Origin of the sequence: Thermoflexus sp., from assembly GCF_025055495.1 — a bacterium.
GTDB lineage: Bacteria > Chloroflexota > Anaerolineae > Thermoflexales > Thermoflexaceae > Thermoflexus.
Window position 1 is genome coordinate 1 of record NZ_JANWXB010000393.1, and the last position, 12,541, is coordinate 12,541.

Sequence of the window (12,541 nt, forward strand, 5' to 3'; positions counted from 1 at the left end):
CCGCCCACAGCGCCGCCCCGTTTTATTACACCACCCATCTTCTTCTAATGGGTGTGTGCGGCCCCGACCGATAACGGCGCTCGCCACCGCATTTTTCTCCCCTCTTTCGCCGTCCTTCGGGCGGCAGAGAAGGGGAGAAACAGGAGTCGGGTTCAGCCCTCTCCACTGGGCCCCTCACCACCGAAGAGCAATTCGTTTTCCGGATTCGTCCGCCACCTTATAACCGACAATCCAGAGACGGAAGGATCGGGGATCCCGGTGTTCCTGCGCCTGCAAGCCGACGGCTTCCAGCAGTTCCCGGATGCTTTCCCCGGGTAGGAACCGGCTGCGCAGCCCGATCAACCGCTCGAGCAGTGCGATCCCCTTGACCGGCCAGCGATGGATATCGGGCTCTTCGATCACCAGCCGGCCTCCCGGTTGAAGCACTCGAGCCGCCTCCTGGATAGCGGCCCTTGCGTCGATAAAGTGATGAAGGGCATCGACGATGACGATCCGATCAAAGGTCGCATCCGCAAAGGGGAGGCGCTCGGCGAGCGCCTGGACAGGGAGCAATTTCGGACGCCGTCGAGCCGCCCGGAGCATCCCCCAGGCCGCATCGGCCACGATCGTTGAATCGATCATCTCCCGAAAGGCGAAGGCCACCCGTCCGGTTCCTCCCCCGAGATCCAGCAGCCGCCCCTTCGTCGGAAGCTCCAGATAATTCCGGAGCGGTCCGGGGTCCAGAAAGCGGACGGCTGCATCGTAGAAAGGGGCGATCCGTTCGAAAAGCCAGTTGGAGCCCATCGTTTCCCAGCCCTCCTTTCCAGGTGCGGTTGTGCGCTGTAAGGGGAGGGGGCGAAGGCCACCTCGGAGGGCCTCGCCCGTCCGCAAAACCTTGGCGTTCCACTATTTTATAGGAGCACACCGTTCGCTTCCTCGGGGGGTGGGATGGGGGCCGAAGGCCCCTTCACCCACTCCGAAATCCCCCACTCGTGCTTTATTCGGTTTATGAGCCGGAGATCTGGGGAACCGAAGCCAGCCCGGAAGGCAATGGCCCTTCTTCCCTTTCTTCCCCTCCCCACGGCCCACTGGGGCGTGGGGAGGGGAAGAAAAAATCCTTCGGAGGGGATAGGGGCCTTCGCCCCTCCGCACCGCCCCCGGGTCAAAAATGGACAGTGCCCCGGCACCCTAGGCGGTTTAAAATGACTCCAGGAGGGTTCGGAGAGGGCGGGGATTTTGTTTGGAGGCCTTATCCTCAACGATTCTGTTGATTTCCCTTGCTTTCTCCGCAACCCCGAGGGCCCTGGGGAGAGGGGGAGTTGCCCTTCCGCCCGGGGAAGAAGCGCCCGGGGCCCGTTATGGGAAAAGGCCGCTCCTCGAGGAGGCTTTCGTGGAACGCGTTGACGGGCTTGAGGCCCTGAAGGCGTATCGCGAGGATCGGACTTCCGGGGCGATGGCGCTGGCCCTTCGGGCCGCGCAGATCCTGGAGGAATGGGCTCAAACAGCTCCAGTGGATCGGATGGAGGACTTTCGCTCTGAGCTGGAAGAACTTCTGCATGCGCTCATCCGGGCGCATCCGGACATGGCGCCTCCCCTGCATCTGGCGGAATCCGCTCGCCGGGCCATCCGGGAAGCTACCGATCTGGGAGCCGCTCGCGCGGAGTTGATCTCCGCCGTGCAGAAGTTCCGGCGCCAGTTGGAGGCTCATGAAAAGGCGGCCGCCCGGCATGCGGCCTCGTTGCTTCGCTCCGCCCGGACGATCATGACCCACTCCCGGAGCGGCCTGGTCGCTCGTTCCCTTGCCGTTGTAGCGGAAAAGGGCCGCTCGCTTCAGGTGATCTGCCCGGTGTCGGAGCCCGGCGGGGAGGGCCGGCGCATGGCCGAAGAGGTCGCCGCCATGGGGCACGCCGCGATCCTTCTCCCGGATCTCGCCGCGATGAGCTGGCTTTCCCGGGTGGATCTGATCCTGGTTGGGGCAGATGCGTGGGATGAGGAGGGGATCGTGAACAAAATTGGGACCCTCGCCCTGGCGATCCTGGCGCGGTCGCTTCAGCGCCCCTTTTTTGTCGTGACCACTTCCGAGAAGCGATGGCCCCCTGAGATCGGCCCTCATCCAGCTCGCGCCGCGCTCTCTCCTCCACTCGCCAGTGAGGAGATCCCCTGGTTCGAATTCGTTCCGCGATCGTATCTGACCGGCCTGATTCTGGAGGATGGATTGCGTCTGATGGGATGATCATCTTCGGGCTTTGGGCAACCGGCAAGCCCGCCGAAGGTATTCCCTACGTTCCTTAGGCCCCCTCTGCTCGCGAGACCCTCAAATTCGAGATGGCCAAAGCATGACTGCGCTTTTCAGGGCGGGCGGAACCGCCTTCGGCGGCTCCGCTCCCCCATGACCAAAGTCCCAAAAATGGGCGAGCTGTCTTTTAATATACTATGCTTAACCTCCGCGTCATCCGATCGAATTTGCTGCCTAAGTTGCACATGGCGATTGATTGCTGAATCAACAGGCCTGCAGATCTCAACCATAGGTGGCATCCATGTCGCAATTCAAGCGTGAAGCAGGACAGGGGCTGGTAGAATACGGTTTATTGGTTTTGTTGATTGCGCTGGTCATCTTCGTTGCTATCGCAGTATTCGGCGAAACCGTATCGAGTCTTTATTCTCAGGTCGTATCCAACTGGCCTTAGCGCGCCCCGCTCGTCCTCAATCCTCCATCAAAAAGGGATTGGCCACCCGTTCCTCGCCAATGGTGGTCCACGATCCGTGCCCAGGATAGACCCGCGTCTCGTCAGGCAGGCGGAGCAATTTCTCTCGAATGCTGCGCATCAGGGTCTCGTAATCCCCTCCCGGCAGATCCGTGCGGCCGATGCCCCGGGCGAAGAGGACATCGCCGTCGAATACCACACCGGCTTCTGGCTCATAAAGGGAGATATGCCCGGGAGTATGCCCCGGTGTGAACAGCACCTGGAACCGCAGGGTTCCCACTTCCAGAACGTCGCCATCCCGGAGCTCCAGATCCGGAGGAGGGCTCGGGGGCACCGGGATCGCCCACCAGTCCGCCCCCCCTTTGGCTCGCAAGAGCGGAAGATCCGCGGGATGGAGCGCCAGCGGGGCGCCGGTGGCGGAAACCACCGCCCCATTCGCGCCGATGTGATCCCAATGCGCATGGGTGTTCACCACGTAGCGCACCTTCAGCTCCAGGGCCCGGACCACCGCAAGGATCTGATCGGGATCCCAGCCCGGATCGATGATCACGGCTTCCCGGGTCTCCGGGCATGCGGCGATATAGCAATTGGTGGCCAGCGGGCCGACCGTTAAGACCCGTAAGCGTATGCGAGCAGAAGGGGTTTCGCGGGACATTCAGCGCCTCCCTGAAAGGGCTGAGGCTCATGGTTCAGGAGACATGCTGCTGGCTGGATCCAGTCACAGGCAAGGGTCCGGGGTGGTAAGGGGGCGGCGAAGCCGTCCCACCACTCCCAACGTTTCGGATCCCTCCCCCCACATCACGGAGCGGTATGGGAAGAGAGGCCCAAGCCCTTGCCAGCCGTCGGACCCTTTGCGCTCTGGCCTACGCGAATGCTGAATATGGGCCAGAGCGGAAACGCCGGGGGAACCGGGCCCCGGCTTGCCTGTTATGGGGCCGATGAGCTCCAGGTTCCATGCTTTCGATCCCCCAGGGCGGCCTGGATCGCTGTCTCGACGTAGGGCAGCGCCAGGCCTCCCAGCCCAGCCCCGAAGAGCACGCCGGTGATCCACCGCATCCACGAATTGAAGGAACCCAGAGCGTCTCCGACATAGAACCACGAGGGCAGGCGTCCCCCTGTCAACATCACAAGCCAGGCGTTATCATAGCGAAAGCCGCGCTCTCCGATCCCATAAAGGAGATCGTTGATGAAATGGGTGGTGCCGTCCAGGGCCATCGGAAAGACCAGCAGGAGGAAGATTCCCACGGGAATAGGCCGCCAGCGGCGGCCGCTTACAGCATAGAGGAGAGTCGCTGCCCAGAGGCTGGTATACATCGAGATCATGCGGTCCGACCAGGCGACCTTATACCCAAAGACCGGATCGCCGATGAATGCTCTCAGCAAAAGGGGATCCTCATAAGGCCAGGCCTGTCGGATTTCGCTAAGCGAATACATCGGCTTGAGCCCGAAGAGGAAAAGGGAGCGCTGGGGTAGCTGATGGCAGAAGAGACTATAGAGATCGTAAAGCCAGCGAGCAGGCCTCTCCCACCCCAGGTGCATGAACACCGGCGCGAGCCAGGGGAGGCCAACGAAAAGGCCGTATCCGATCAAGAAGATCCAGATCCATTCGTGCAGAAGCCATCGGCTCATGCGCTCCGGGATCGGCCGCTGAGCCTCCCCAGGCCCTTCCATCCAGCCGTCCCGGGCCTGGACCGCGGGGTTTGCCTGGATTCCGTCTGCCGGAGAGAAATCCATCTGGAAGACCTTCCCCCAGATATCCACCTGCCATCTCGGGCTCAGGATGCTATTATGATACGCCATGTGGAACTTTCGAACGCTCCTGCAGGTTTTGGGGCAGAGGGCCGGCTGGCTTTCCTCACCGAAGGCGCCTGGATCGGACTCGTCGCCTGAAGTTACATAGTGTATAGGATAGCGCAACTTGCTGTCCGAGCATCTCTTCCGCCGCGAGGGAAAGATTTCTCCTCTCGCGTGGCCACCAGGGTCGTGGGGGAAGAGGAAATAAAGTGGGATATAGAAGCGACGCCCTTCGTTTCTTCTCATCTTCAATCCATGCCGGAGGTTGCCGATGCGCCTGCCTTTCTTCGGACCCACATTTGAGGAGATGCGGGATCCATCGTGTCAGCCGGCGGAGATCCGTGCCCGCGCCCTCAAAGCCTGGGAGCGCGATCCCCTGGACCCCTACAACCTCTTCCGCATCGCATGGCGCGATCCGGCCGGTCGGATTTATTACGAGCTCCTGCCTCCCGCTCTCACAGGGGTGGAGGCGCCCATCGTGGTTCTATACTCTAAGGACTTCCCCACAGGCTCCCATAAAGTGGGAGCGGCTTACTCGATCCTGATGGAGAAGGTGCTTCTGGAGGGCCTGCGACCAGGGGAGCACATCCTGGTCTGGCCTTCGACCGGGAATTATGGGATCGGCGGGGCATGGGTCGGAGGACGGATGGGGTTTGAGGGGATTGTGATCCTCCCTGAGGGGATGAGCCGGGAGCGATTTGAGCGCATCGCCGCTTACGGCGCGCGCGTGATCAAAACCCCTGGTTCCGAAAGCAACGTGAAGGAGATCTACGACAAATGCAGGGAACTGGCGGCCGCCGATCCGCGGGTGCGCGTCCTGAACCAGTTCAGCGAGCTCGGAAATTATCGCTTTCACTATTATGTGACCGGGAACACCATCGTCGAACTGGCGGCGCATCTTCACCAGCAGGGGATCGGGAACGGCCGGGTCGCTGCCTTTGTCTCCGCCATGGGCTCGGCGGGGACCATCGGGGCGGGCGATCGCCTCAAGCAAGTGTGGCCGACCTGTCGGATCGTCGGCCTGGAGCCAATCCAGTGCCCCACGCTTTACATGAACGGATATGGGGTCCACGACATCCAGGGCATCGGCGACAAACATGTCACGTGGATCCATCACGTGATGAACATGGATGCCCTCATGTGCATCGACGATCTCTCTTGCAAGAAGGGTCTGCAGCTTCTGACGGAGGAGCCCGGCTGGAAGGTGATGGCCCGCTGGGGAGTTCCCGAGGAGCAGATCCAGCGCCTCTCCCAGATCTTCGGCATCAGTGGGATCGCCAACGTGCTGGGGGCCATCAAAACGGCGAAGTTCTACCGTTTCAGCCCGAAGGATCTCGTCGTCACCATCGCCACGGATAACATCGAACGCTATCGATCGGTGATGGCAGAACTCACCCGGCAATGCGGGCCGATGGATGAGACGGAGGCCACGGTCCGTCTGGTCCACATCTTCCATGGCCAGGGGCTGGATTGGATCCAGGAGGGAACGCAGGAGAACCGGCGCCGCTGGCACAATCTCAAGTATTTCACCTGGGTGGAGCAGCAGGGGAAGACAGTGGAGGAGCTGGACGCCCAGCTGGATCCGGAGTGGTGGGAACGAGAGCAGGCCCGCATCCCGGAGCTGGACCGCATGTGGCGCGAGGCCAGGGGTTTTTGATTTGAGTCTTAGATAATTATTGGGGGAATTTTAACACCGATTTAACGTTCATGGATTATAAATTCGGCATGGGCAGCCAGATTCCTCCGGAAGCCGACCTACCGCCGCGGCGCAGGAGCAGGGGCCAGAGATCCGAGGGCAGATGATCCGAGGGAACCGATGTTCCCTGTGGCTGGTCCGCTTCCGGACCGGGGAACGGAGAGCTCCGGCGGCAGGGGGAGGGAAGGTTCCGGTGGCCTTGCGCCCCGCTATCGGGGTGGCGCGAGAAACCATGCCGTTCTCGCCTGGGGGGATCTTCGGATCGGAGCGAAACGCGATGGAAGCGGCGGTTGCCGCCTTCTTCGATGTGGACTACACCGTGCTCTCGGTGAGCTCGGGAAGGCAGTGGGTGCGGTATTTGCGTCGAAACGGTCGGATCACCTGGAGGCTGTGGGGGATGTTCCTCTGGCTGGCCCTGCGTTACTATCTGGGGTTGCTGGAATTCCCCCGGGCCAGCGCGAAGCTGACCGCGATGATCGCCGGCGCAGACGAGCAAGCGTTCCGGGAAGAGACCCGCCGGTGGTTTGAGGAGTGGGTTCGACCCTATATCGCTCCTGGGGCTGTCGAGCGGATCGTCTGGCACCGCGCGCAGGGACATCAGATCGCCCTAGTCTCCGCGGCCACCGAATACGTGGTGCGTCCTCTGGCGGAGACCCTGGGGATCCCGGATTACCTGTGCACCCGTCTGGAGGTAGTGGACGGACGCCTCACCGGGCGGGTGGTGGAGCCTCCATGCTATGGTCCAGGCAAGGTTTACTGGGTGGAGCGGTATGCAGCCGAGAGGGGGATCGATCTCGCCCGGAGCTATTTTTATTCCGACAGCTACACGGATCGCTATCTTTTGCTACGGGTGGGCTATCCCATTGCGGTAAACCCGGATCCTCGTTTGCGCCGGCTGGCCCGACAGCGAGGGTGGCCGATTGAGCGCTTTTATTAATTAAAAGTTGCGCCTCGGACCGGTTGGTGCCCCCTTCAATTGTTTTCATGCTGGATCCCGTCCGGTGCAGCTCGCCTCTGACCATCCACGGATGTGACCCTTCCGAGATCAGGGAGCATAGGCGATCGGATCAGGGCTTGGCCCCCGGCAATCGATGAACCAGCAATGGGCCGACGATGGCGCTGAGCAACACATAGGCAGCTGTCAGGGGAACAAAGGGGGCCGAAGGCATCGCCTGGAGGACCAGGCCCGCGATCACTCCGGAAAATTCACCCCGCGCGATCATCAGAGCGCCTGTCCGCCAGCGGGCCCATCGATCGAGTCCCTGTCGTCGGGCAGCCCACCATCCGGTGAGCCCCTTGGTGAACCCGGTGATCAGCGTTAAGCCCACTGCGAGGGGCAGCACCGGCGGCAGGAGCCCCGGGTCCAGACGCAGGCCCAGGGTGAGGAAGAAAACCGTTGCGGAGAGATCTCGAACCGGCCCGATCAGGCGCCGCGCACGCTCTTTCACCGGATCGGAGACGGCGATGCCCAGCAGGAATCCGCTGATCGCCGCTGGGATTTGCAGCAGGGTGGCAAGCCCCCCGGCCAGCAGCGTTAGCCCGAACAGAGAGAGCAGCAGCACCCCGTCGCTTTCGTGATCCACCGCATGGCTGAGGGCCTGCCCGAAACGGATCGCCACCCACAGAGCGCCGACGGAGAGCAGTGCGGTCAGCAGCATCGGGCCAACGGAAGGCGATTCGACGCGGAAGAGCAGCAGGGCAGCGGGTGGAAGAAGCAGCGCGACCAGCATGTCTTCAAGGATCGATAGCGAAATCGCAATGCGGGCTTCGGGGCGTTCTTCCCACTTCAGCTCGGCGATCAGATGAGCCAGGATCCCGGAGGAGGTAATCAGAGTGGCCCCGCCCATGAGTAGGGCCAAAGGCAGGCTCCAGCCTAACCCTAATGCCAGCAGGAAACCAGGTAGGAAGTTCAGCAGGAGATCCACAAGGCTGTCCGGGAGATGAGTCTCCAGAGCTTCCCGGAGCTCCTGTCCGCTATATTCCAGTCCCAGCATAAAAAGCAGAAGCAGAGACCCGATCTCAGCGGTGATCTGAACAAAGGATTCGCTAAAGCGCAGGGGGGCGATGCCGCCTTCACCGAAGGCCAGCCCGGCCAGCAGGATGAAAGGGATAGGGGAAAATCCCAGATGATAGGCCGTGCGATGGAGCAAAGCAAGCCCGACAAAGATCAACCCGAGCTCGACAAGGGCCATTCGGGCCTCCGGAGATCGCCGGTTGAGCCAGGGAGGTTCAGAAGAAACAGGGGCGGACCGCCAAGCCAGCCCGCCCCTGTTTTGGAACCGTATCGAGCGAAAGGGAAACCATGATCTGCGGCTTACTCGGGATAAGCCGGCCCTGCGGTGAGAGGCCCTACGAGGTTTCGGAACTCCATCCGACTCCATCCGCAGCGGGTGCAGATCACCCGGACTTCCTCCACATAGGGATCGTGATCGTCGGGCTGGATGATGGACCATCGAAGTCGGCCCCCGCACTGGGAGCAAGTAGGGGTGATCAGCCAGGAGTAAGCCCCTGGAGGGCTGATCCATGACAGGGCCGTTATCACCAGGGCCAGGATCACGCCGATCAAGGCAGGCCCCTGGGGCCGGAGCCCGATCCAGATCCCCAACCAGATCAGCGCCAGCAGGGCAATGAACCAGCGCACGTAGGGATAACGGATGAACAGCATCGCTTCCTCCGTAAGGCAATTGCTTCCGCCAGGATCATGCGCCTGGGCGTAGTGCTTTGTCCAGTTATGGATTGGGGATTGGGGGAACCGAAGCCAGTTCGGAAGGCAATGCCCCCTCTCCACGGCCCTGTGGGCCGTAGGGAGGGGGAGGGAAAAATCTTTCGGGGGCGGTGCGGGGGGGCTTTGGCCCCTCAGCACCGCCTCGAAAACCCCCGAATCAAAAATGGACAAAGCAGTATTGCTTTGATCCGTTACGCCATGTGGAACTTCCGAGCTCTCCCACATGTTTTAGGGCTGGGGCGCCGCCGAAGGCGGCGCCCCAGCCCCCAAAAAATTTTTTTAGGGGGGGTCTGGTTGACTTCCCTCCCGAAGGCGCTTGGATCGGACTCGCCGCCTGAAGTGGCCGACGGCGTCAGCTATCCGTTGGAGATTTGGGGAGCTGAAACCCGTCCAGGGAGCGATGGCTCCTCCCCCGATCCCTCAAGAGGGTCAGAAATGGAAGCGGGAGGCGGGAGAGTTTCCCCACAGCCGTGATGGCTCCCCCCGACATACCCCATGCGGCCGGGTTATCCCTTCTTAGCGTTGTTCGTGAAAATCGGGAGATGTCCCAGGGCGATGATATGGCGCCACTTCGCTCGCTCGCCCTCCGTAAACACGGCTGCTTCCGCGATCACGATGGCACCAGCCTTGTTCATGAGCAAGCGCATCGCTTGCAGGGTCGACCCGGTGGAAATCACGTCATCCACCAGCACCACCTTCCGACCGCGGACCAGTTCGAGGTCTTTCTCATCCAGATACAGAGTTTGAGGCTGCCCTGTAGTGATCGAAAGGGTTTCTGCGCTCAGCGCCTCGCCCATGTAGGGTTTATAGCTCTTGCGCAGGATCACATAAGGCAGGCCTGTTTCAACGGAAAGCTGATAGGCCAGGGGGATCGCTTTGGCCTCCGGAGTGACAATGACCTCCGCCTCTTTAGGGATCCGCCTGGCCAGTTCTTTGGATGCCGCCAGGACCACTTCGGTGTCTCCCAGCATGTTGAAGATCGCGATGCGCACGCCGGGTGCGATTTCGAATAGCGGAAGATGCCGGATCAGCCCCGCGATTTCCACCGTATAGGTCTCGCGCTTTGGGCGCATAGGGTTCACCTCCCGCCAGGATGCCGAAGCTATTATAACTCAACTTGCCGTCCTTTCTTTCGGAGGGCTTGGGTAACGGATTCCACTGGCCACGAGCGCTTTGTCCCATTAGGATTTAGGGATTCGATGACTGTGTTCAGCGAGCAAAACCGGTTGCTTCTCCTTCTCTCTCCCCCCTTCCCACGGCCCAAAGGGCTGTGAGGAGGGATCCAAAGATTTTTGGGGCGGAGCCAGGCGCCTTCGGCGTCCGGCTCCGCCCCAACAGCGCCACGAAGGATGTTTTCTCTCCCCTCCCTACGGCCCTCTGGGCCGTAGGGAGGGGAGAGAAAGGGGGGGAGGGGCCATCGCCTTCCGGACGGGCTTTGGTTCCTCGAATCCCCAGTGGATAACCGGACAAAGCCCTCAGGCCTGGAGGGCCGGGGGAGAGGGATGGAGGAGAAGGGGCCATGGACGCTGCGTCCCTCATCCGTCAGCGGTGGAACACTACCATGGAGCAGAGGGGCGCCCCCTTCTCACGATCAAAAGGTCCAGAATTCTCTTTGGGGCTGGGTCAAGGAGCCGGAGGTCCCGGCCCAGCCCCACAACTCCCAGAATCATCGAGGAAAGGGGAAGAGAAATAGAGAAGGACGGCCATCACTACCGATCGTCCAGGTTATAATGCTACCGGAGAGCCTCGTGGGAACCCAGACCTCGCCATAAGGAGGCGACACAATGAAAGCGGTGATCCCGGTGGCTGGGTTTGGAACCCGGCTGCGTCCGCACACCTACAGCAAGCCGAAGCCGCTAATCAACGTCGCCGGTAAACCTTTTCTGGGTTATATCCTGGAGAAACTGGCTGCCCTGAACCCGAAGGAATACATCTTTATTGTGGGCTACCTGGGCGAGCAGATCCAGCACTATGTGGACAGCGTCTACCGGTTGCCTGCTCGTTATGTGGAACAGCGGGAGTTGCTCGGACAGGCCCATGCCCTCTGGCTGGCCCGCGACTACATCGATGGTCCTATCGTGATCATCTTCGCGGACACCCTCTTCGAGGCGGATCTCCAGGATCTGGATTCCCTGGATGCGGATGGGATCGCCTTCGTGAAAGAGGTCGAAGATCCCCGTCGCTTCGGCGTAGTGGAGCTGGACGCGCGGGGCTATGTGACCCGGTTTGTGGAGAAGCCGGCCAGTCTGGAGAACCGCCTGGCGGTGATCGGAATGTATTACATCCGCAATGGTCCCCTTCTGGTGAAGGCCTGTGAGGAGCTGATGGCCCGCGGCATTCGAACCCGGGGCGAGTATTTCCTGACCGATGCGCTGAATATCTTTCTGGAGCATGGCCAGCGGCTGCGGGTTCGGGAAGTGAACGTATGGGTGGATTGCGGGACGCCGGAGGCGGTGCTGGAGACCAACCGGTATCTCCTTTCCCATGGCCACGACAATTCCCGGGAGGCCCAGCGGGAGGGCGTGGTGATCATCCCCCCCGTCTTTATCTCTCCCAGCGCCCACGTGCGGCACGCGGTGATTGGCCCCTACGCAACCATTGCGGATGGATGCTTCATCGAAAACGCGATCATCCGCGATTCCATTGTGGACAGCGGGGCACGGATTGTAAACGCCGTCCTGGAGCAGTCTCTGATCGGCCGGGACGCATATGTGGGCGGGCGGTTCCGGCGGTTCAACGTGGGGGATTCCTCCAGCATCGATTTCACCTGAGCAGGCTCTGGGGCAAGCCGGGGGTCGAGGGACAGGGCCCGTGGCTTTGCTGTCTACTCCATCGCCTCCGATTTTTCCTGGCTCATGATTGCTGGTGAGGAGGCCTCGAGGTTCTCAAGGGCTTCCGCCTTGAGGGCCGCTACGAAGGGAAGATTACGGAACCTCTCATCCAGATCCAGGCCATAGCCGAAGACAAAGACATTTGGGATCTCGAAACCCACATAATCGAGGGGAACATAGATCTCCCGCCGGGCTTTCTTATCCAGCAGCGCACAGACCCGGAGGGTGGCCGGGTTGCGGGTCCAGAGCAGCCGCAGGATGTGATCCAGCGTTCGACCGCTGTCAACGATGTCCTCCACGATCAGAACATGGCGTCCCTCGATGTTGGTCTGGAGATCCATCAGGATGCGCACGATCCCGGTGGACTGACGGGCGCCTGCCCCGTAGCTGGTGATGGCCATGAAGTCGATCTCATGGGGAACGTGGATGTGGCGCATGAGGTCTGTGAGGAACATCACCCCGCCCTTCAGCACACAAACCAGCACCAGATCTTTGCCCGCGTAATCCCGGGAGATCTGTTCTCCCAGTTCAGCGATTCGGCGTTGTAGCACATCCGCGGGGATCAGAATTCGCTCGATCAGATGTTCACATCCCCAGTAGGAGGGGGTTTCCACAAGGGTCTCCTTCATCCGAACCTCCAGCCGGGCGGTCCTTTAAGCCCGGAGGATTGAGGAGAGTTTGACAGGAGTTATACGGTTGGGAGCCGCTCGGACGAGGCGGAATGGCCCCATCCCCTCTGTATTCCCCCTCCCCACGGCCCAGAAGGCCGTGGGGAGGGGGGAGAAAACATTTTTCGGGGGCGGTGCGGGGG

Annotated in this window: 11 protein-coding genes; 4 read left to right on the forward strand and 7 right to left on the reverse strand. The window is 61.3% G+C overall.

What is annotated here, in order from left to right:
• Positions 1-174: 174 nt before the first annotated feature.
• Positions 175-783: a class I SAM-dependent methyltransferase gene (locus NZM16_RS12755; RefSeq protein WP_295447982.1), complete on the reverse strand. Its 609-nt coding sequence runs from the start codon at positions 781-783 to the stop codon at positions 175-177.
• Positions 784-1,369: 586 nt separating this feature from the next.
• Here NZM16_RS12755 and NZM16_RS12760 point away from each other — a divergent pair.
• A complete protein-coding gene (locus tag NZM16_RS12760) occupies positions 1,370-2,212 on the forward strand; it encodes a hypothetical protein (protein ID WP_295447979.1) in 843 nt (280 codons plus the stop codon).
• Between the two features lie 470 nt (positions 2,213-2,682).
• Here NZM16_RS12760 and NZM16_RS12765 read toward each other — a convergent pair whose 3' ends face one another.
• Entirely contained in the window at positions 2,683-3,339 is a 657-nt protein-coding gene (locus tag NZM16_RS12765; RefSeq protein ID WP_295447976.1) for an MBL fold metallo-hydrolase, read from the reverse strand.
• Between the two features lie 272 nt (positions 3,340-3,611).
• On the reverse strand, positions 3,612-4,484 hold the full coding sequence (locus NZM16_RS12770) for a DUF2085 domain-containing protein (RefSeq protein WP_295447973.1): 873 nt from the start codon (positions 4,482-4,484) through the stop codon (positions 3,612-3,614).
• Between the two features lie 265 nt (positions 4,485-4,749).
• On the opposite strand from NZM16_RS12770, the gene NZM16_RS12775 reads away from it, so the two are divergent.
• Together NZM16_RS12775 and NZM16_RS12780 are read left to right on the forward strand one after the other, a co-directional pair.
• On the forward strand, positions 4,750-6,135 hold the full coding sequence (locus NZM16_RS12775) for a PLP-dependent cysteine synthase family protein (RefSeq protein WP_295447970.1): 1,386 nt from the start codon (positions 4,750-4,752) through the stop codon (positions 6,133-6,135).
• A gap of 142 nt (positions 6,136-6,277) precedes the next feature.
• Positions 6,278-7,111, forward strand: a complete 834-nt coding sequence (locus tag NZM16_RS12780) for an HAD family phosphatase (RefSeq protein ID WP_295480721.1) — start codon at positions 6,278-6,280, stop codon at positions 7,109-7,111.
• A gap of 130 nt (positions 7,112-7,241) precedes the next feature.
• On the opposite strand, the gene NZM16_RS12785 is transcribed toward NZM16_RS12780, so the two are convergent.
• The 3 genes from NZM16_RS12785 to NZM16_RS12795 all read right to left on the reverse strand — a co-directional run bounded on the left by NZM16_RS12785 (position 7,242) and on the right by NZM16_RS12795 (position 9,972).
• Entirely contained in the window at positions 7,242-8,366 is a 1,125-nt protein-coding gene (locus tag NZM16_RS12785) for a cation:proton antiporter (protein WP_295447966.1), read from the reverse strand.
• Between the two features lie 122 nt (positions 8,367-8,488).
• Positions 8,489-8,839: a zinc ribbon domain-containing protein gene (locus NZM16_RS12790; protein WP_295447963.1), complete on the reverse strand. Its 351-nt coding sequence runs from the start codon at positions 8,837-8,839 to the stop codon at positions 8,489-8,491.
• Between the two features lie 566 nt (positions 8,840-9,405).
• A complete protein-coding gene (locus tag NZM16_RS12795) occupies positions 9,406-9,972 on the reverse strand; it encodes a phosphoribosyltransferase family protein (protein WP_295480723.1) in 567 nt (188 codons plus the stop codon).
• Positions 9,973-10,683: 711 nt separating this feature from the next.
• On the opposite strand from NZM16_RS12795, the gene NZM16_RS12800 reads away from it, so the two are divergent.
• A complete protein-coding gene (locus tag NZM16_RS12800; protein ID WP_295447957.1) occupies positions 10,684-11,670 on the forward strand; it encodes a sugar phosphate nucleotidyltransferase in 987 nt (328 codons plus the stop codon).
• 53 nt (positions 11,671-11,723) lie between these two features.
• Here the strand turns inward: NZM16_RS12800 and hpt are convergent, their stop codons facing one another.
• A complete protein-coding gene (gene hpt, locus NZM16_RS12805; protein WP_322797925.1) occupies positions 11,724-12,359 on the reverse strand; it encodes a hypoxanthine phosphoribosyltransferase in 636 nt (211 codons plus the stop codon).
• Between the last annotated feature and the right edge of the window lie 182 nt (positions 12,360-12,541).